The organism is Cohnella soli (genome assembly GCF_042655525.1).
In the GTDB taxonomy this organism is placed as follows: domain Bacteria; phylum Bacillota; class Bacilli; order Paenibacillales; family Paenibacillaceae; genus Cohnella; species Cohnella soli.
Window position 1 is genome coordinate 23,608 of the sequence record NZ_JBHSMI010000004.1, and the last position, 20,751, is coordinate 44,358.

A 20,751-nucleotide genomic window follows, 5' to 3' on the forward strand; every position below is an offset into this window, starting at 1 on the left:
TTTATCGGTTATTCCGGCTCGCTAGCGCCGGCAATGTCATTTTGCTTCTCGTCCGTTTCGAAGGCCATCCCGATCAACTGCTCCAGCCGCTCCCCGGCCCCAGTGTAATACAAATATCCAACAAGACATTCCAATGCTGTTGCGTGTCGGTAGTCTCCGGGATCGGCGTTCCTCGGCGGCTGGCCAGACTTGGCGTTGCGGCCGCGCCTGACGATATCGGCTTCCTCTTCGGACAGGATCGGCCCCCACCGCTGAAGCAGCTTCGCCTGTGCGGCGGCAGAGACGAACCCGGTTGCCGTACGGTGCAGTTCATGAGGCTTGCGGCTTGCGCCCGCCACCAGCCTCTGACGGATGTAAATCTCGAATACAGCATCGCCGACGTATGCGAGCACGACCGGTGACAACAAATTCACGGGAACGTCGGTAGGAACGACAGGTGCAACGACGGGAGGCAAGGATTTGCCGCTTGCGCGTTCCGTCATTTGCGCTTCCAACGGATCCCTTGCGGCGTATCCTCGAGCACGATGCCTCTATCCGCCAGCAAATCGCGAATTTCGTCCGCCCGCTTGAAATTCCGGTTTGCGCGGGCCGCCGTGCGCTCGGCGATCAACGCGTCGACGTCTTCGTCCAACAAGTTGCCCTCCTCCGCCTCAGGCGGCAGCAGACCGAGAACGGCGTCCATTTCGCCGATTCTTTCCAGCAGAAGCAACAGATCAGACTCGCTGACCGCTTCTTTCTTCATGTACGCATTTGCTTCCGAGACGAGTCCGAACCAGGCTGTAATCGCGTCAGGCGTGCTGAAATCGTCGTCCATCCGCTCACGGAAATTCGCCCGCAGTTCGTCGAGTTTGGCGCGGAGCGCTTCATCACCCGGCAGAGCCAAGCTGCCTTGCGCAACGGTCGACAGACGGTGCTTGACGTTGTCGCGGGCATTCGTCAGCCTCTCTACGCTGCTCTCCGCTTGGCGAATCGTCTCGTCGCTGAAATTCAGCGGGCTGCGGTAATGCGTGGCAAGCATCAAATAACGAATGGCATAACGATTCGTCTTCGTAAGCAACTGACGAACGTTAATGCCGTTGCCGAGCGACTTCGACATCTTCTCGTTGTTAATGTTCACGAAGCCGTTGTGCATCCAATACCGCGACAGCGGCTCGCCTGTCAGCGACTCGGACTGCGCGATCTCGCATTCATGGTGCGGGAACTGCAAGTCGTGCCCGCCGCCGTGAATGTCCAGCGTATCTCCGGCGAATTTCTTCACCATCGCCGAGCATTCGATGTGCCAGCCCGGACGGCCGTCTCCCCAAGGGCTCGGCCAATGGATTTCGCCGGGCTTCGCGCCTTTCCACAAGACGAAGTCCTGCGGGTTTTCTTTGCGCTCGTCTACGTCGATGCGGATGCCGTATTGCAGCTCGTCGAGATTTTTGTGCGACAATTTACCATAGTCAGCGAACGATCCTGTACGGAAATAAACGTCTCCTCCGCTTTCATAAGCAGCGCCCTTGTCTACGAGCCCTTGAATGAAGTCTACGATTTCGGGAATCGTTTCCGTCACGCGGGGGCCTACGGTCGGACGTTTGGAGCCGAGAGCGTCGCGGTCCTCGTTAAACGCCGCAATGAACTTCTCCGCCAATTCCGGCACCGTAATGCCGAGTTCGTTTGCTTTGCGAATCATTTTGTCGTCAACGTCGGTGTAGTTCACGATGTAATTCACTTGCAAACCGATCGATTCAAGATACCGGCGCACAACGTCGAAAAAAATGACCGGGCGTGCGTTCCCAATATGGATGTAGTCATAGACGGTCGGACCGCATACGTACATATTCACTTTGCCCGGCTCGCGCGGTTCGAAAGGGATCGTCTCCCTGGCCATGCTATCGTATATTTTCAAGTTCACTTTTCATTGGCTCCTTTACCTTGTGACTAGCGTTCCCATTCTGTCCGCCGGATTTCAGCCGCTCGATCTCTTGTTTCAATTCGTTGATTTCCTTCTGCATGAAGCGGAACGTCTCAATGAGCGGATCGGGCAAATTCGTGTGGTCAAGCCGATCGCTAATCTTCTTCCCATTGCGCTTGACGATACGGCCGGGAATACCGACAACGGTACTGTTCGGCGGTACTTCGCGAAGGACGACGGAGTTCGCACCGATGTTCGAATTGTCGCCCACCGAGAATGAACCGAGCACTTTCGCTCCGGAAGCGATGACAACATGGTTGCCGATTGTGGGATGCCGTTTGCCCTTCTCTTTGCCCGTACCGCCTAACGTGACGCCCTGATAAATGACGACTTCGTCTCCGATCTCACACGTTTCGCCGATGACGACCCCCATCCCGTGGTCGATGAACAGCTTTTTGCCGATCCGCGCGCCCGGGTGAATCTCGATGCCGGTGAAGAAGCGGCTAACTTGCGAGATCATGCGTGCGATCGTGAACAGCCGCCGTCGAAAAAAGAAGTGAGCAACGCGGTGCGCCCATATCGCATGCAGGCCCGCATACGTAAACACAACCTCGAACCAACTGCGGGCGGCGGGATCGTTCTCGAATACCGCCTCAATATCGGACTTGACCGTTCTCCATGCCCCCATGACGATCCCCCCCCTTGAAAGCTCTCTCTAATTACTCACGTAATAATCCCCGATGCCTGCCTCGCTATAAATGCGAAACTCCACTTATTTTCTCGGAGCAGCCCCGCGCCGACGAAATAACGGCAATTCTCCAACTATTTCAAGCTTCGGCTGCTGAATAAAACGGTTTGCGGAAAAATAAATGGTTATCGTCGTTATTTGATTCAACACGTCGCATTACGAGAAGTTTAACTGCAAATCGTTGTTATTTGGCTTTGATCGCTGTTTGCATCATATAAAAAAAGTCCCCGCAGCGTAATCGCTGCAGAGACGTCGTGACGTGGTTCCACTCTGCTTGAGCCGTCGCCTTTCGTCCGCGGCAAGCACGGTCGACAACTGCTCCTTCAAGGCTGTTAACGGGGTCCACCCGGCGCTGCCTACCCGAGACATTCCGTAAAAGCGGCGACGCATCGCATCACCTTCGGACGTCCGATCGGCGGCGCGGCTCCCAGGCGCATTCGGTATCGCTGGAATGAGGCGGCTTTCAGCCAAGACCGCCCTCTCTGTGCATTCCATCAGCGAAACGTACTTTCCTGATCTTCGCGCGTGTTCGATATTAGCTCAAGTATAATGCAACGTCCGCCGGGTGACAAGAGACACGGAAGCGGAGGCATGGAGCGAAGGCAGCCGCGTCTGGCTCCGCCTACAGTCGATCCCGCAAACGTGCGATGACGCGGTCGCGACCGAGCAGCCAGATTGTACCGTTCAAGTCCGGCCCGTGCATCTGTCCTGTAAGGGCAACGCGGATCGGCATAAACAACCCTTTGCCTTTAACGCCCGTCGACGTCTGTACGGACTTGATGAGCGCCTTCATGTTCTCGATCGTGAAGCCGGCTTCTCCGGCTTCCTCAACCGCAGCCAGGAAACCGCCCAGTACAGCGGGGACCGTCTCTTCGGCGAGTACCGCAGTCGCTTCATCATCGAACGACAGCGATGTCTGGAAGAACAGGTCGGACAATGAAACGATCTCTGCGCCGAACCGCAGATGATCGCGGAACAACGTTACAAGAGCCCCCGCCCACTCGAGCTCCGTTGCGGAAGATTCGGCTCCGATGCGCCCTGCCGCCTTCAAGTGCGGCAAGCACAGTTCGAGCACGCGCTCCGGCGTCGCCTGCTTCATGTAGTGCTGGTTCAAATGGTTCAGCTTGGCGGTGTCAAACACAGCAGGGCTCTTCGACAGCCGTTTCTCGTCGAAAATCCCGATCAACTGCTCGCGGCTGAAAATCTCCTCTTCCCCTTCCGGAGACCAACCGAGCAGAGTAATGAAGTTAAACAACGATTCCGGCAAATAGCCAAGGTCGTCATATTGCGAAATGAACTGGATAATCGACTCATCGCGCTTCGATAGCTTCTTCCGCTGCTCGTTCACGATTAGCGTCATATGCCCGAACTTAGGCGGTGTCCAGCCGAACGCTTCGTACACCATTAACTGGCGAGGCGTGTTCGTAATGTGGTCTTCGCCGCGCAACACGTGCGATATCTCCATCAGATGATCGTCCACGGCAACCGCGTAGTTGTACGTCGGAATGCCGTCTTTCTTCACGATGACGAAGTCGCCGAAGTCATCGGAGCGGAAAGAAATCTCGCCTTTGACGATATCGTCAAACGTATACGTACGATCGGCCGGGACGGTGAACCGGACACTGGCAACGCGCCCTTCGGCAGCGAACGCCGCGCGCTCCGCTTCGCCAAGATGACGGCAGCGGCCCGAATATTTCGGCGTCTCGCCCCGGGCGGATTGCTCCTCGCGCTCCCGCTCCAGCTCTTCTTCCGTGCAGTAGCACGGATACGCTACTCCGCTTGCAAGCAACTGCTCCGTCAGCTTGCTGTAAAGATCAAGCCGTTCCGTCTGGCGGTACGGCCCGTATTTGCCCGGGCGGTCGACGCTTTCATCCCAGTCGACGCCAAGCCATTTCAAATATTTCAGCTGGCTTTCTTCACCGCCAGCGACATTGCGCTTCACGTCCGTATCCTCGATGCGGATAATAAATTCTCCGCCGTAATGGCGGGCGAACAAATAGTTGAAAATTGCCGTTCTCGCGTTCCCGATATGCAGATGGCCCGTCGGGCTCGGCGCGTAGCGCACGCGTACAGGTGTCGTCATTGTCTTTCCTCCCATGCGATTCATACGAATTTCCGTCAACTTATTCTTTCACGAGCAGCACGACCGATTGAGAAGCGATGCCTTCGCCGCGCCCCGTGAATCCGAGCCACTCCGTCGTCGTCGCTTTGACATTTACTTGCGACTCTTCGGCTTCCAGTACGCGTGCGATAACCGCAACCATGGCCGGAATATGCGGCGCCATCTTCGGCGCTTGGGCGATGATTGTCGCGTCGACGTTGCCAAGCTTGTAGCCCCGCTCCTTCACGAGCGCCCATACTCGTTCCAGCAGAACGACGCTGTCCGCATCTTTGAATGCCGGGTCCGTATCCGGAAAATGCTTGCCGATGTCGCCTAGCGCCAGCGCCCCAAGTACGGCGTCGCTGATCGTGTGCAGCAGCACATCCGCGTCGGAGTGGCCGAGCAGTCCTTTGGCATGAGGAATATTGACTCCCCCGATAATGCAAGGTCTGCCTTCGACCAATTGGTGTACGTCGAACCCTTGTCCGATTCTGATCATGATGCGCTCTCCTTCTCCCCGCGTCTCGCAAGCAGCAGCTCCGCGATTGGCAAATCTTCGGGCGTCGTAATTTTAATATTCGCGTAGTCTCCTTCGACGATCGCTACTTTGCGGCCGAGCCGCTCGAGCAGCATCGCGTCATCGGTCGCCGCCGCGCCTTCTTCCTTCGCTTGGCGATGAGCCGCGATCAGCTCCAGCCTCGAGAACGCCTGAGGCGTCTGCACGCTCCATAACAAGCTTCGTTCGGGAGTCTCCACGATTGAACCTTTCCCGTCCGATACTTTGATCGTGTCTTTCACTCGGACAGCAAGCGCCGAAGAGCCATGCGTCTCCGCCGCGCGAATGCAGGCTTCGATCTGCGCAGACGTCACAAGCGGCCTCGCCGCATCGTGTACCAGTACGCCGTCCGTCGTCAACGCGCCAAGTCCTTCGAAGACGCTCATCTGGCGTTCCGCGCCGCCAGGGACAATCGTGACGACTTTGGTGAAACCTTCTTCGCGAACAAGCTCAGCCGCTCGCTCTCGTTCTCCCTCCGAAACAACGACAACAACGGAATCGACCGCCGCGCATCGTTCGAAAGCTTCCAGCGATCGCGCAAGCAAGCTTCGTCCACCAAGCTTCAGGTATACTTTGTTGTCCGCCGCGCCCATCCGCGTTCCTCGTCCGGCCGCGACGACGACGGCTCCCCAATTCATCCGCAAACTCTCCTTACAGAGGGAACTTAGCTTTTATACAAAACAAAAGACGGGACACAAGAGCGCGTCCCGCCCGTATTTCTATTATCATACCTTGTTAGAGCGCTTTTTCCAATAGCTTCGGCTTCGCGAAGATCATCCGTCCTGCCGAAGTTTGCAGCACGCTCGTGACGAGCACTTCCATCGTCGTACCAATGTAGTCTCTGCCGCCCTCTACGACGATCATCGTCCCGTCATCCAAATAGGCGACGCCTTGGCCGTGCTCCTTGCCGTCCTTGATCACTTGCACAACGATTTCTTCGCCCGGCAATACAACCGGCTTCACCGCGTTGGCCAAATCGTTGATGTTCAGCACGGACACCCCTTGCAGCTCGCACACTTTGTTCAGGTTGAAGTCGTTTGTGACTACTTTGCCCTTCATCGCCTTCGCGAGCTTCACAAGCTTGCTGTCGACTTCACCCGGCTCCTCGTTCGCATCCTCGTAGATGAGCACCCGCACATCGAGCTCTTTTTGAATTTTATTCAAAATATCTAGCCCTCTACGCCCTCTGTTCCGTTTCAATAGATCGGAAGAATCGGCGATATGTTGCAGTTCCTCGAGCACGAACTCCGGAATGACAAGCGTTCCTTCGATAAACCCCGTCTTGCAAATGTCCGCGATGCGGCCGTCGATGATGACGCTCGTATCGAGAATTTTGTGCTCTTCGTAACGAGGACCGTCGTTCTTGGGCGCTTCTGAGGTTTCCCGCGTTCTGAGCCATACGCCAAGCTCGTCCTTCTTCATCATGCCTACGCGTGCGCCCGCATAACCAAGCGTTAGCGCCGTTCCTGCCGCGACAACTTGTCCAATGTGCGGAATATCCGTCAAATAGGGGTACGCGAACGATGACAGCGCAAGACCGAACGTTAAACCGACAAGACCAGTCAACAATTCTGCAATCGGATATCCGGATAACTTGTCGATGCTTCTTTGCAATGCGCGGGATAAAGGCGAAGCGACAGAAGTCGCGACGAGAAATCCGGCAGCGGCGCCGACAACCGCGCTGAAAGTACCGCCCGCGCCGCCTGGCGTACCGAGCAGCGAGCCCAATATTGGAGAGTCGGGCGACGATTGCCACCTGATCATTTGCTCTCCGAGCAGCGCCCCGAGCAACAGTCCGATCGTTTGAATCACTCTTCTAATCATCATATCTTTCACTTCCTTTCGAATCCTGAGTCACAGCTATCGTTACTAGTATGTTCCATTTTGTAGGAACCTAATCGCACTCAGGCAACGATCTGAAAGTTTCCTCAAAAAAGCGAACTTCCTTTGAATTCCATGGACCCTTGCTCTATAATGAAATTCAAAGACAATTTCAGGTAATCGAGGTGGAACGGATGAACGCGCCTACGCTCAGCGAATTTCAGAGTCAGGTGTCGGAATTGTTACTCCGTCATCGCAGTCTGCTCGACGTCGTCACGAAGTACAGCCAATCGAATGCTTCCGTTAATCGCTCCGTCTCCAAAGCCATTACCGAATGCGGATGCATCTCGCTGAACGCCCGAAACCAGGGATTTTCCGAAGAGATGAAGCTCGATCAGGCGAATCGCCAATCCAAGTCCCATATGGAAGGCGACTTGTGCGAGAATTGCCAGGAAGCGATTCGCAGCGAGATGGGCAAGAACTTGTTTTACCTGTCGGCCATGTGCAATCTGCTTAACATTAACCTCGAAGATGTCGTCGCCAAAGAAGCGGACAAATGCTCCACGCTCGGATGGTTTAATCTCACATGAACTCTTGAACAAACGAAAAGCAGCCCCTCGAGGCTGCTTTTTTGCTGAGCTTATGATTGTTATGAGCCGTGGCGGCATTACGCCCAATCCAGCGTATCTTTAACAATGGCGTAAATGTCGTTCATCGTGAAGTGCGCGCAAGGCAGCTTCGGAGACACGATCGGCTCGTCCTCCGCAAACACGTCAACAAGCCCATAGCGCCCATCTGCGCCAAGCACATTTAATTCTATCGTATAAGAGTCCGGGTCGACGATCCAATATTCCGGCACGCCGTATTTGGCATACGCAATGATCTTATCCCGCCTGTCCCTTCTGCGCGTAGAAGGAGACAGAACCTCGACAACAACGTCCGGCACACCGTCGATGCCCCTCTTCGTTATGATCGATTTACGACTGCGATGAATGAAAATAAGGTCGGGCTGACGAACTTCGGTGTCCGATAAAATCACATCCAGCGGCGCAGTCAGCATAATGTAATCAAGACCGCACGTATCCCGCATCATATCGCGAATTGCCTGACTAATGACCTGATGCATACTGTTCGGCGATGACAACAACTCCAGCCTGCCGCCTGCAATCTCGTACCGATTGCCGTCGTCCTCCATGCTCTCGTAATCGCCATAAGTTACATTGGACTCTTTCAGCAGCTCTTCCGCCGTTTTCTTGTTTTTTCCGCTCAACTCGGTCATCCCTGTCCCTCCAGTTCGACTATATTCCTGATTTTACTCGAAAATGGCAAAAAAAGCATCGACGACACCCCGTTTTTGGAGGTTCGACCGATGCTTTCGGCGTTAATCCTGTTATGCGCTATGCTTTGATTGTTCTTCTTTCTCTTCCTCAGCTTTCAAACGCTTCGCGCGCCGAGCGGAGGGGAACAAGCCATCAACGTTTTTTTTTAAGCCCCAGAGCGCGTACAGCAGCAACAGCGCCAAAATGACTTTCGGAATAGCCTGCTGGAACATGTACGCCAGAACCGCCGCCGCTACGACGACGACCGGAATGGCCCATATCGCTTTCTTCGGCAACCCGAGCTTCTTGAAGTTCGGATATTTCATGTTGCTAATCATAAGGAACGACAGCGAGACTGTGCTGATGAGCAGAAGCGAATAATGCAGTTCGCTATGGAACAGCGCAAGCGTCGCCAAGACGCCGCCGGCAGCCGGAATCGGCAAACCGATGAAATATCCCGGAATGCCGTCAATGACGTTAAATCTGGCTAATCTTAGCGCTCCGCAAATCGGGAACAGCGCCGTAACGATCCATGCCATCGCCGAATTGACTTCATCGTGGAACCCGGCTTGATACATGATGAACGCCGGAGCGACACCAAAGGAGATGACGTCGGACAACGAATCCAGTTCCTTGCCGAATTCGCTCTGCGCGTTCAGCGCCCGGGCGACTCGTCCGTCCAGCCCGTCAAGAAGCATCGCGATAATGACGAGCAGCGCCGCCGTATTCGCATCGTCGTTAAACGCCAAAATAATGGAGATGACGCCTAACGTCAAATTCCCTATGGTGAACAGGTTCGGTATGGATTTTGCGATCATGTTATGCCACCTCGACTTTACTATGCCCTGTCTAAGATCAAGTTAAGCGTTATCGAACGCGTAATATACGATCTGGTATCGACTGGAAACCACATGCAGAACATTACCAATTGTATTCCGCTTATATCTGTCTGTCAATAAACACCTGGTCTTGAATCCGCTTCAGACCTTCCTTGATCGCGCGCGCGCGGACTTCTCCAATGCCGTCCACCTCGTCAAGTTCTTCGATCGAGGCCATTACGATATGCGGCAGCGCACAGAAGCGGCCAACCAGGTTATGAATGATGACACTCGGCAGGCGGGGGATTTTGCTCAGCATTCGGTAACCCCGCGGCAGCAACCCTTCCTCGACGACGGAATTAAGCGACGGATAACCTAGCAGACGGATAAGCAGCGCCGAATCGAGCAATTCCTCCGAACTGAGCTTGCGGATCGCCGATTGGATTTCCTTCACCTTAATCTCGATGTCGTCCTTCGCATAATCCCGAAGCAGCAACCAGGCTTCATCCTCGGCCGAACCAACCAGTTCTTCCTTCTGCATCGCAATCAGCCGGCCTTCGTTGCCGAGCTCGAGCACGTAGCGATTGATCTCGTTGTTGATGCGCAGCACCATCTCGGCTCGTTGGATGACATAGGCCACTTCGTGCATCGTCACCATCTCTTCGAATTCCAGCGCGGAAAGGTTCGTGAGCGCTTGAGTGAACACGGCCCGGTACTTCTCCATCGTCTGGATCGCCTGATTCGCCTTTGTCAGGATGACTCCCATTTCTTTCAGCGCGTATCGCAGATTGCCTTGGTACAGCGTAATGACGTTGCGGCGTTGCGAGATCGAGACAACAAGTTTGCCGGTCTGCTTCGCGACTCGTTCCGCTGTACGATGGCGGATCCCCGTCTCCGACGACGGTATCGACGGATCGGGTATGAGCTGCGTGTTGGCATACAGAATGCGTTTCACATCTTCGTTAAGAATGATCGCTCCGTCCATCTTCGCGAGCTCATACAAGTAGTTCGGGCTGAAGTCGCAATTGATCGAGAAGCCGCCGTCGACGACTTCCATCACTTCCGGGCTATAGCCGACAACAATGAGCGCTCCCGTCTTCGCTCGCAACACGTTCTCCAATCCGTCACGGAAAGGGGTGCCAGGTGCGACCATCTGCAACAACAAATTCATTGTTCTCTCTTGCTGGTTGCGTTCTTTTTCTTTCGCGTCTTTAGGCTCTCTATCTTTATATTCCTTCACGATGTTTACGATACCCCCTATTCCAAAGCGGCTTTGAGCGCTTGGGCGACCGTCGTGACTCCAATAAGCTGAATATCTTTGGGCGGCTGCCATCCTTTCATGCTCGTCTCCGGCAAAATAACCCGTTTGAATCCAAGTTTTTGCGCTTCTTTGACCCGCTGTTCGGCACGAGAGACGGCTCTCACTTCCCCGGTCAGGCCTACCTCGCCGAAGATCGCGTCATACGGCTTCGTCGGCGCATCCTTGAAGCTTGATGCAAGGCTGACGATCGCAGCGAGATCCGCCGCCGGTTCGTCCAGCTTCACCCCGCCTGCCACGTTCAAGTAAGCATCCTGATTTTGCAGCAACATCCCCATCCGTTTCTCGAGCACGGCGATGACTAGCGACATGCGATGATGGTCGAATCCGGACGCCATACGCCGAGGCGACGGAAAATGCGTCGGGGCGACAAGCGCCTGCAGCTCGACCAGCATCGGCCTCGTCCCTTCCATGCTGGCAACGACCGTCGAGCCCGATACGCCAAGCGGCCTTTCCGACAGAAACAACTCGGACGGATTCGTCACTTCGCGCAGTCCTTCCTCCGCCATATCGAAGATGCCGATCTCGTTTGTCGAGCCGAAGCGGTTTTTAACCGCGCGAAGAATTCTATACGTATGATGTCTTTCTCCTTCAAAATAAAGCACGCAATCCACCATATGTTCAAGCAACCTTGGCCCCGCGATCGCGCCTTCCTTCGTCACGTGGCCGACAAGCACGGTCGCAACGCCGTTCACTTTCGATATTCTCATAAAGTGGGCGGTACATTCGCGGACTTGGGCAACACTGCCCGGCGCGGACGCGATTTCCGGCCGATAGACGGTCTGAATCGAATCGATGACGAGGAAGTCCGGTCCGACTTCGGTGATCGCTTCCTCGATTGTCTCGAGATTCGTTTCGCATAGCACATACAGCTTGTCGTTTAAGGCGCCGAGCCGATCGGCACGCAGTTTCGTCTGACGGACCGATTCCTCCCCCGAGACGTACAGCACTTTCAACCCTTTGTTCGAGAGCGAGTATGCGGTCTGTAGCAGGAGCGTCGACTTGCCGATGCCCGGATCCCCGCCGACGAGCAGCAAGGAACCGGGAACAAGTCCTCCGCCAAGCACCCGATTCAGCTCGGCCATCCCTGTCAGAATACGCGGTTCTTTCTTACTTTCTATATGTATGATCGGTTGGGCCTTTTCTTTCGCACGGTGCAACTCACTTCTGCCGACAATCGCCTTGACTTCCGTCTCGGTTTCCTCGACCATCGTGTTCCATTCGTTACAGCCCGGGCATTTGCCCATCCATTTCGGCGATTCGGTCCCGCACTCGGTGCAGGCGAATTTTGTTTTGACCTTAGCCATCCTGCACTCTCCCGCCCCATGTCGTTTCTACTGAGAAGTGTACCATTTTCGCGGCGGCTGAGAAACCCGATCTCCCAGTATGTCTTATACGTGGCCGAGCGTCAGTTCCTTCAACTTCTCTTTCCACGGGGAGACAGCCGGAATTAATTGCAGCAGCTCCTCCGCTCTTTCGGTGTATAGCCGCTGAATCACTTGCGAGTACTCGATGCATCCCGAATCGCGAATATACTGCATGCACTCCGACTTAGAACGCAGAAACTCCTCCTCTGAGATCTTGCCCTCGTAGTACTGGCTGATTGGAGGGAATTCCTCATGACTATCGACTAGCATGAACAATATCGGCAGCGTACGCTTCTTCTGCAGCAAATCGTTCTTCACGTCGTAGCGGATCACATCGTTGACGTCGTTCCCGATCTGGGCGATCATCCCGACGCATTCTGCCATTTCGTCTATTCGTTGCGTCGTCTCCCGCTCCAAGCCATCGACTAGCGAATAGCCCATACGGAAAGCAAGCCGGATGAGAGCTCCGGATTTTTGTCTTACCATTTCGACATAGTCCGCTTCCGTCACGACGGCGCCGCTCACATCCTTCTGCTGCCCTTCGATCGAACGCGCCAGCAGTTGGCCGATTTCGCCGAGCATGTCGGCATTTCCGATCTCCCGCCATTCGGACATCGCAACCGCGATGAAAGACAGAACGGCATTCAGCGCATACGCCTGCGGCCGCTGCATCCAAATCATTGAGGCGTTGTCCTGGTCCTGCACATCGTCCACGATATCCAAAGCCAGCATCAGCAATTCCGTCAAAGCCGCCGCCCGTTCGATCGCCGGTGACTCTCCTCCCAGCATCCCATGGACATAAGTCGTCATTGACGCCCATTTGAACTGTTCCTTGGCTTTCTCATTGATGCATTCTCGCATCAAATCTTTCATATCCCGACTCTGAAAATGGCGATCTGCCATGTCTAGCATTTGGCTCAGAAAGGCTTGATCCAATCCGTGACCCTCCCGACTATTCGCTATGATGCCTGCTTTGCACGAACTTCTCAATCGCCTGGTTCCGGTTTTGCACGCCCAGCTTGTCATAAATTCTCTTCAAATAATTATCGACCGAGCGCTTGCTGACGTGAATCGTATCCGCGATCTGCTCATACGTTGACCCTTGAACCATCAACGTCATCATGCGGATTTCCTCTTCCGTCAATAAGGCAACGTCTGAAGAGCCTGCCGGAAACAGCTTGATTTTGTAAAACACGTCCTGAGGCAACACGATATGATTTTCCTGAATGCAAGCTACCATATGTCGAAATGCCGATTCGCTCGTATCCTTCGAAATAATGCCGCTCACTCTCAGCTCCAGCAGCTTATAAACAAGATCAGATACGTCCACGCCGGTGAAGATGACGACGCGCACATGAGGATACATCGATTTGATCTGTTCGGTAACTTGCATCCCCGATTGGTCCGGGAGCTGAAAATCAAGAAAAACCCAGTCCGGCTCGTGTTCTTCGACAAGCTCCAGACTCTTTCTCCCATCATGCGCGACCCCGATAACTTCGATCTCTTCAATCTGTTCGAGCAACCGTTTCGTCGCCTGCGCCATTAAAGGATGATCATCAACAACGATAGCCTTGTACTTCTTCATCCTGCTGCCCTCTCCTTATTTATCGGGAAGTCCGCCATCAGTTTCATACCGTCCCCTTTGCTTGTGATCAGCCTCCAACGACCGTTCAGCGATAAAATCCGGCTCTTCATATATTCCACTCCAGATCGAGACCCGCCTATCTCTCTCGGCACAGCTTCGTTGACGTCAAAGCCGACACCATCGTCTTCGTAAGACAGCGTAAGGTGGGAACCCAATACGGTAATATCAATCTTGACCCGGGAGGCTTGCGAATGTTTCTTGGCATTGTTCAGCAGTTCTTGCACGATGCGGAACAGATGGCGCTTCATCTCCAAGTCGCAGCTTTCGATTAAGTACGAGGGCACAGCGTGAAACTCGATCTCGAATGGGGCGGAAACAATCTCAAGACCGATCTGCTTCTCGATTGTCATCACAAGGCCGATCTCCTGAAGCAGATACGGATGAAGCTCGAAGCAGCTCTGTCGAAGATTCATATTAATGACATCGATATATTCAACGATTCCTTTCATATGCGTTATCCCCTCAGCAGAGAAGACATTCCTCTCTATCAAAGAGTTGCATCTGCGCTTCAGGAAAAATAAATCCTGCATCGTCGTATCGTGAAGATCGACCGCGATACGCACCCGTTCTTTCTCCTGAAGTTCGAAGATCAGTTTGCGGAACCAAGCGAATTCCGCAGACGTCTCTTCAGACGGAATGTGTGCGGCGAGCTGTTCCAGCCTCGCTGTCATCTTGCGGATCAGATGCAGGTTTTCCAGACTGACGGATAAATACGAGATGATCAGATTCAGCCATTGCGTCTCTTCGAACCCCAGATGCGTATTCGTCTTCTTCTGCGCCAGAATCAAATAACAATCGTACTCTTCGTTACGGATGATTTCCCGGCGGAGATACGATGGATGCTCGGGCGATTCCGCTTCCGCCAGACGCCCCGCTTCACTTTCATCTATTTCGCCCACCATAACCATTTCCATTGAATCCTTGTACTTAAAAACAATAGCTCCTCCGAACACTTGCAACGTCTCTACAATGTCGAGAAGAATAATATCTTTCAGTTCTCTCAAGCTGGAGATCAGCCCGAGATTTTTGGCGATCTTCTTCAGAGATTGCTGCAACCGGTACTTCCTCGGGAATATGACACGTTCCAGCTTCGTCGTAAAATATTCGAGAGCGTACAAAGTGAACGACATCAGCACGACAAGAAGCAGGAAAATGACAAGAAGCCGATTAGGTTCGGCATCAGCTGGAAACATCAGCGCGACCACCCCAACAACAATGCCGCTCGGCACAAGCGAAAGTGTTGTTGTCAGCATGAAGCGGCGAATGACCAGGTCTATGTCGTACAGTTTCTTGGAAGCTAGCAGGTAGGTGAACGACAAGGGGAAGAACAGTACGGCCAAGCTGGTATAAAATGACGCTGCAAAGAGTTTCCCAAATAATATACTTGGTAAAAAGGATAAACAGATTAATGGCGTAAATGACAAAACTAAAGATACCAGTATCATTCTAATGATAATTCGTATTTCCGTACTTTCTTTGCGATACTTCAAATACATCCTTATCAAGAATACGATATTGCATAAAATGCTTAAAACAAAAAATGAAATGCAATTTAAGTATATATAGCCAAAAATATGTTGAACGATATTAGCTGACATTAATAACGTAAAATGAGCCCCGAAGACCACGACTACAAATGCATACATGAGATAGACGACCCGTTTTCGAATCGAACCTCCGCTTTTATTTTCAAAGAAAACTATGAAAAAGTGCAACAGAATGACTGGAATCAACATAACAGAAGACATAATAAATATCTTTCCTAAGGCGTCCCCTCGAATCGAAGCTACCAAACTCATAAACGCTCCGCCCATCGACAGAAATAATAGTGCTAAGTAGTTGGCCGATCGAATATGCGACATTCGTTTATATAATACAGCGGCGACTACAAAACATATTGTTTCGCCCGCTAATGCCAAGTAATCATAGCTAGACAAGAGAGCATCCTTCACAATGTCGATTCTAAATTCGGCCCCAGCTCTAAGGTAGACAATCGATTTCGCCCCTTCAACCGTTTTCCACTTCATAACGGATGGAAATTGATTTGCTCGCTGTCCGTCCACTTCAACGATTTCATCGCCGACTTTGACCTCATTTTTTGTTAGAGCATTATTACTATTCTCATACACGTAAGCAACGATCCACTGGCTTTCCTTTTTTTGCAGATCAAGTCCGATATATGGGCGATCGAAAATTACATATAAATACCAAGTTTGAAGCAATATGAAAGTGACAAGAAACAAGACGAAAAATAATTTCTTGTTCATTCGACAAACTTCTCCTTTTCACGAAATTTTATGGTATAAAAGACTTAGCACTATGAAATTAATTCTAAAAGAGGGCGAGGGTTACCAATGTCAGAAGTCGTATGGTCCCCAGCATTACACGATGTAATTAAGCAATTCAAAAGCCAGGGCATTAAGGCTAACAAGATGCACAATTTGCTTCCGCAGGAGAAAAGCGTAGTCGAACGCTTGACGAAAGACAAAACGCAATACCAAGCTAGTCCCAAAACCACTTGGGCCTAATGTTGCCCTCAAGCCTAATCAAAGAGATCCCTCACCATAGGCGGTCTCTTTTTATTTGCATCCCTCCAGATTTCCCATCAACAACTTTTGCATTTCCCTTACATTAAATGGGTGGGAACTTCTTCGCCGATAGTGTTACCTTCACGACTTGCATTCTTGGCAGTGCATTGCTATGCGTATAAACGTAAGATACGACCCAATGATTTTCTACTTTTTCAATTCTGCTCCCGCATATGGACAACTGAATATAACGCGTATTAAAGGGAGATGGCTGCTGATGTCAGAAGTCGTATGGTCCCCCGCTTCACACGATGTAATTAAAAGTTCAATAATCAGAGCAATGAAAGGGCAACGTACAGTTGAAGTTTGATGAAAGGCAAAGAGCAATATCAACAAACTGGTCCCCAAGGATTATGGGCCTAGCTTCGCCCCAAGATCCTTCAAAAAGAGATTGCCTGAAAATACAGGCAGTCTCTTTTTTTATGCACCATCCCCTAGCAGCCTATAGACATTGTGCAAATTCGCTTTGCATCATTCTTTCGTCAAAATGTACCAGAAATGGGCTGTTCCGTCTCGATAATTGGCGTAAGATAATCATATACTACTTTAACATTTTTTACCTTGAATGAATAGAAATTCTGATAACGGAAATTGTGGATTGGAACTCAAACGAAAGACATGGGGAATGTTGATGAACACACTTACCAACGATCAACTGCTGGAATGCTATTTAACCGCAACAACACTGATGCTGGATCAAGATTTCATAGAACTTCTTCTGATCGAAATCCAAAAGCGGGACATCGAATTTCCAATTACGCCCCCTGCTGCATTCCTACCGCCTTCGCTTACACATGAAAGCACGTCAATTTTACATGAAAACGCACTAGAAATGAGATGCTGAGCCTAGTAATTCGACTTAAGATTATCACATACTACTTTAACGGATTTTCCCTAAAAACTACGGAATCGGAAGGCGTGAAATCTGAATATGGAGCGCCCGAATCGCTCGGTTGCCCGGAAGCATTGGGTTTGGCCCGGAAGAAAAAACGCGGGAAATGCACGAGAGTTGGAATTCAGAAGAAAGACGTGGGACATGTTGTTGCACACACTGAGCGACGAAGCGCTGCTAGAAAGCTATTTCTCTGCAATCAAGCTTAACCTCAAGGAAGAATTCATCGACCTTTTGCTAGGCGAAATTCACAAACGCGGTATTGATATCACGATTCTTTCCACCAATATAGCACCACTTTAACCACCTTGCTACTCTCCTACAAAAATCGAACGCCCCCTCAGTCCGGGAAACCGGATCAAGGGGGCCTAATTTGTTATCTGAATAAAAGGAATTCGTAGACTTATGCTTGGATAGCCGTTTTCAATAGTTCAATGTCCCTTTTCATAGACAGTTGTTCGCGGTACAGCACTTCGATGCTTGCGGCTTGGGAATGAAACTGGTAGAACACCCGACGCTCCAATTCCTCATTCTGCTCCGCTATCATGTTTTTAATGGAGACGGTTGTCCCGATCAATTGGGCATACATCTCTTTATGGCTGTTCAGCCGCTTACCGAATGCCTGCTGTTCCTTATGCATTTTTTCCATATCTGTCTGGAGCGTCTCGACATCTGTCTTGAGCTTCTGCACATCTGTCTTGAGAATCTCAACATCTGCCTTGAGCTTCTGCACGTCTGCCTTGAGCGTCTGCACGTCTGTCTTGAGCGTCTGGACATCTGCCTTGAGCTCCTGCACATCCGTCTTAAGCGTACGGATCTCTGCATGGACATGCTGGAACTCCTCGTTGACTTCTGTTCTGAAGTTGCGCAACTCAACGAGAATCAAGTCCAACGTAGCCTGGCTCATGTTTCGTTCCTCCTCCGGGTTATGAAATGGCACTTAGTAACTGTATTTCTGCCGTATCAAATGCCGACCTGCGGACCGGGTCCCGGAGGCATGAGGAACGTAATGTGACAATATTATAGCATATCCGAAAGCGTACATGGCCACTTACCCATACGAAACATAATGATATTATCACAGCACAACGGCACGGAATCGGTAGGCGCAAAAAGGCCACGCAATCACCGCCGCATTGGCAGTAATCGCGCAGCCTTGGAAGCTGCATGCATTGTTTTGTTATCGTCCTGAAAGACGACCTAGCTTACGCTTTCGTCAGCTCGATCTCGCCCTTCTGCCGGACGATGAGCCCGCCTTCCGATTCGTCGATGACGAGCGAATGGCCTTTGGCGATCTTGCCGAGCAGCAGTTCTTCGGACAGACGGTCCTCGATATGCTTCTGGATCGCACGACGCAGCGGACGAGCGCCGTATTGCGGATCGTAGCCTTCTTTGGCAAGGAACGCTTTAGCCGCTTCGGTCAGTTCGAACGTGACGTTGTGCTCGGCGAGGCGTTTGCGCAAGTCGTCGGCCATCAGCGTGACGATCTCGGCGATGTGCTCTTCGTTCAGCGGGTGGAAAACAATCGATTCGTCGATCCGGTTCAGGAACTCCGGACGGAACGATTTTTTCAGCTCCGCAAGCACTTTATCTTTCATGTTCTGATAGTCTTTGCCCGCATCTTGCGCAGCCGTGAAGCCCAAAGTCGAGTTCTTCTTGATCTGCTCTGCGCCGACGTTAGACGTCATGATGATCAGTGTGTTGCGGAAGTCGACGGAACGACCTTTGGAATCGGTCAAACGACCATCCTCAAGCACTTGAAGCAAAATGTTGAACACTTCCGGATGGGCTTTCTCGATCTCGTCGAGCAGCACGACCGAATACGGCTTGCGACGTACTTTCTCGGTCAACTGACCGCCTTCGTCGTAACCGACGTATCCCGGAGGCGCTCCGACGAGACGCGATGTGGAGTGCTTCTCCATATACTCCGACATGTCGATGCGGATGACCGCATTCTCGTCGCCGAACATCGCTTCTGCGATGGCGCGAGCGAGCTCCGTCTTACCGACGCCCGTTGGACCAAGGAAAATAAACGAACCCATCGGACGTTTCGGATCTTTCAGACCGGCACGGGATCGACGGATGGCGCGAGATACCGCTTTAACCGCTTCGTCTTGGCCGATGACGCGATCATGCAGAATGCTTTCCATCTTGAGCAAGCGTTCCGTCTCTTCTTCAGCCAGCTTGCTAACCGGAATGCCGGTCCAGCTTGCGACGACTTGGGCGATATCCTCCGGCGTTACCTCGGAATCGGTGCGGCCTTGCTTTTCTTTCCACAGGTTTTTCGTATGGTCGAGCTCTTCGCGGATCTTCTGCTCGGTGTCGCGAAGGGCGGCCGCTTTCTCGAATTCCTGACTTTGGACAGCAGCGTCCTTCTCTTTACGGATGTCTTCAAGACGTGTCTCAAGCTGCTTCAAGTTAGGCGGTACAGTGTACGAATTCAGCCTGACTTTGGAGCCTGCTTCGTCGATCAAATCGATCGCTTTGTCCGGCAGGAACCGATCCGGAATGTAACGATCGGACAGTTTGACCGCGGCTTCGATGGCATCGTCGGTAATTTTCACGCGGTGATGCGCTTCGTAACGGTCGCGCAAGCCGAGCAAGATTCGGACCGCTTCTTCAGGCGTCGGCTGATCGACCGTAATCGGTTGGAATCGGCGCTCCAGCGCGGCGTCTTTCTCGATATATTTGCGGTATTCGTCCAACGTCGTCGCGCCGATGCACTGCAATTCGCCGCGGGCTAAAGCCGGCTTCAGAATGTTAGAGGCATCGATCGCGCCTTCCGCGCCTCCCGCTCCGATCAACGTATGCAACTCGTCGATGAAGAGAATGACATTACCCGCTTGACGGATTTCATCCATGATTTTTTTCAACCGGTCTTCGAATTCGCCCCGGTATTTCGTGCCGGCGACGACCGAGCCCATGTCGAGCGTCATGACGCGTTTGTCGCGAAGCGTCTCGGGAATCTCGTTAGCAACGATCTTCTGCGCGAGACCTTCGGCGATCGCAGTCTTGCCGACGCCTGGTTCACCGATAAGAACAGGGTTGTTCTTCGTCCGGCGAGACAGTACCTGGATCACGCGCTCGATTTCTTTCGAACGGCCGATGACCGGGTCGATATTGCCGTCGCGAGCGCTTGCCGTCAAGTCGCGAGCCAAGCCGTCGAGCGTCGGCGTGCTGACGTTCGAAGAAGGGCCATGGTTCTGCGACGAGCTCTCGTTGCTGCCAAGCAGCTGCAACACTTGCTGGCGTGCTTTATTTAAGCTGATGCCCAGGTTGTTCAAGACGCGGGCGGCGACGCCTTCGCCTTCGCGAATGAGTCCGAGAAGAATATGTTCCGTGCCCACGTACGTATGACCTAATTTACGCGCTTCGTCCATCGACAGCTCGATGACTTTTTTCGCCCGCGGCGTATAAGCAATGTTCGTCGGTTGTTCTTGGCCGCGTCCGATCAGCGATTCGACTTCGTCCTGGATTTTCTCCAAGCCGAGACCGAGCGCGATAAGTGCTTTAGCCGCAATGCTTTCCCCTTCCCGGATCAATCCGAGCAGGATATGTTCCGTGCCGATATTATTGTGTCCCAAACGCACCGCTTCTTCCTGAGCCAAAGCCAACACCTTCTGCGCACGTTCCGTAAATCTTCCAAACATCATGAGACACACCTCCAAAGTGAACTGGATCCTT

The 20,751-nt window shown here is 52.4% G+C and carries 19 protein-coding genes; 3 read left to right on the forward strand and 16 right to left on the reverse strand.

Annotated features, from left to right (window positions below):
• Nucleotides 1-8 precede the first annotated feature (8 nt).
• The 7 genes from ACFPOF_RS02660 to ACFPOF_RS02690 all read right to left on the reverse strand — a co-directional run bounded on the left by ACFPOF_RS02660 (nt 9) and on the right by ACFPOF_RS02690 (nt 7,123).
• Entirely contained in the window at nt 9-482 is a 474-nt protein-coding gene (locus ACFPOF_RS02660) for a Mini-ribonuclease 3 (protein WP_378129361.1), read from the reverse strand.
• Nucleotides 479-1,894, reverse strand: coding sequence for a cysteine--tRNA ligase (cysS, locus tag ACFPOF_RS02665; protein WP_378129363.1), 1,416 nt, complete (start codon nt 1,892-1,894; stop codon nt 479-481). Before cysS ends, ACFPOF_RS02660 begins: the two co-directional genes overlap by 4 nt.
• On the reverse strand, nt 1,872-2,582 hold the full coding sequence (gene cysE / locus ACFPOF_RS02670; RefSeq protein ID WP_378129365.1) for a serine O-acetyltransferase: 711 nt from the start codon (nt 2,580-2,582) through the stop codon (nt 1,872-1,874). Before cysE ends, cysS begins: the two co-directional genes overlap by 23 nt.
• A gap of 682 nt (nt 2,583-3,264) precedes the next feature.
• Nucleotides 3,265-4,725 carry a glutamate--tRNA ligase gene (gene gltX, locus ACFPOF_RS02675; RefSeq protein ID WP_378129367.1) on the reverse strand — a complete coding sequence of 487 codons (1,461 nt, stop codon included), beginning with the start codon at nt 4,723-4,725 and terminating at the stop codon, nt 3,265-3,267.
• 40 nt (nt 4,726-4,765) lie between these two features.
• Entirely contained in the window at nt 4,766-5,242 is a 477-nt protein-coding gene (ispF, locus tag ACFPOF_RS02680) for a 2-C-methyl-D-erythritol 2,4-cyclodiphosphate synthase (RefSeq protein ID WP_378129369.1), read from the reverse strand.
• A complete protein-coding gene (gene ispD / locus ACFPOF_RS02685) occupies nt 5,239-5,937 on the reverse strand; it encodes a 2-C-methyl-D-erythritol 4-phosphate cytidylyltransferase (RefSeq protein ID WP_378129371.1) in 699 nt (232 codons plus the stop codon). The genes ispF and ispD overlap by 4 nt, the downstream gene beginning before the upstream one ends.
• A 97-nt stretch (nt 5,938-6,034) precedes the next feature.
• Nucleotides 6,035-7,123, reverse strand: a complete 1,089-nt coding sequence (locus tag ACFPOF_RS02690; RefSeq protein ID WP_378129424.1) for a PIN/TRAM domain-containing protein — start codon at nt 7,121-7,123, stop codon at nt 6,035-6,037.
• 191 nt (nt 7,124-7,314) lie between these two features.
• Here ACFPOF_RS02690 and ACFPOF_RS02695 point away from each other — a divergent pair, with 191 nt between their 5' ends.
• On the forward strand, nt 7,315-7,710 hold the full coding sequence (locus tag ACFPOF_RS02695; RefSeq protein WP_378129373.1) for a nucleoside triphosphate pyrophosphohydrolase family protein: 396 nt from the start codon (nt 7,315-7,317) through the stop codon (nt 7,708-7,710).
• A 77-nt stretch (nt 7,711-7,787) separates the two neighbouring features.
• Here the strand turns inward: ACFPOF_RS02695 and ACFPOF_RS02700 are convergent, their stop codons facing one another.
• The 7 genes from ACFPOF_RS02700 to ACFPOF_RS02730 form a co-directional block, all read right to left on the reverse strand.
• A complete protein-coding gene (locus ACFPOF_RS02700) occupies nt 7,788-8,399 on the reverse strand; it encodes a Uma2 family endonuclease (RefSeq protein WP_378129374.1) in 612 nt (203 codons plus the stop codon).
• A gap of 111 nt (nt 8,400-8,510) precedes the next feature.
• On the reverse strand, nt 8,511-9,257 hold the full coding sequence (gene pssA / locus ACFPOF_RS02705; RefSeq protein WP_378129376.1) for a CDP-diacylglycerol--serine O-phosphatidyltransferase: 747 nt from the start codon (nt 9,255-9,257) through the stop codon (nt 8,511-8,513).
• Between the two features lie 121 nt (nt 9,258-9,378).
• A complete protein-coding gene (gene disA / locus ACFPOF_RS02710; protein WP_378129378.1) occupies nt 9,379-10,497 on the reverse strand; it encodes a DNA integrity scanning diadenylate cyclase DisA in 1,119 nt (372 codons plus the stop codon).
• A gap of 17 nt (nt 10,498-10,514) precedes the next feature.
• Nucleotides 10,515-11,882 carry a DNA repair protein RadA gene (gene radA / locus ACFPOF_RS02715; protein WP_378129380.1) on the reverse strand — a complete coding sequence of 456 codons (1,368 nt, stop codon included), beginning with the start codon at nt 11,880-11,882 and terminating at the stop codon, nt 10,515-10,517.
• 84 nt (nt 11,883-11,966) lie between these two features.
• On the reverse strand, nt 11,967-12,878 hold the full coding sequence (locus tag ACFPOF_RS02720; protein WP_378129382.1) for a polyprenyl synthetase family protein: 912 nt from the start codon (nt 12,876-12,878) through the stop codon (nt 11,967-11,969).
• A gap of 16 nt (nt 12,879-12,894) precedes the next feature.
• A complete protein-coding gene (locus ACFPOF_RS02725; protein ID WP_378129384.1) occupies nt 12,895-13,527 on the reverse strand; it encodes a response regulator in 633 nt (210 codons plus the stop codon).
• Nucleotides 13,524-14,780 (reverse strand): sensor histidine kinase, encoded by a 1,257-nt coding sequence (locus ACFPOF_RS02730; protein ID WP_378129386.1) that lies wholly within the window; start codon nt 14,778-14,780, stop codon nt 13,524-13,526. Before ACFPOF_RS02730 ends, ACFPOF_RS02725 begins: the two co-directional genes overlap by 4 nt.
• A gap of 2,026 nt (nt 14,781-16,806) precedes the next feature.
• On the opposite strand from ACFPOF_RS02730, the gene ACFPOF_RS02735 reads away from it, so the two are divergent.
• A complete protein-coding gene (locus ACFPOF_RS02735; RefSeq protein ID WP_378129388.1) occupies nt 16,807-17,019 on the forward strand; it encodes a sporulation histidine kinase inhibitor Sda in 213 nt (70 codons plus the stop codon).
• Nucleotides 17,020-17,106: 87 nt separating this feature from the next.
• A complete protein-coding gene (gene sda, locus ACFPOF_RS02740) occupies nt 17,107-17,370 on the forward strand; it encodes a sporulation histidine kinase inhibitor Sda (RefSeq protein ID WP_378129389.1) in 264 nt (87 codons plus the stop codon).
• A 100-nt stretch (nt 17,371-17,470) separates the two neighbouring features.
• Here the strand turns inward: sda and ACFPOF_RS02745 are convergent, their stop codons facing one another.
• Nucleotides 17,471-17,974, reverse strand: coding sequence for a hypothetical protein (locus tag ACFPOF_RS02745; RefSeq protein ID WP_378129391.1), 504 nt, complete (start codon nt 17,972-17,974; stop codon nt 17,471-17,473).
• 298 nt (nt 17,975-18,272) lie between these two features.
• Nucleotides 18,273-20,720 carry an ATP-dependent Clp protease ATP-binding subunit gene (locus ACFPOF_RS02750; protein ID WP_378129393.1) on the reverse strand — a complete coding sequence of 816 codons (2,448 nt, stop codon included), beginning with the start codon at nt 20,718-20,720 and terminating at the stop codon, nt 18,273-18,275.
• Between the last annotated feature and the right edge of the window lie 31 nt (nt 20,721-20,751).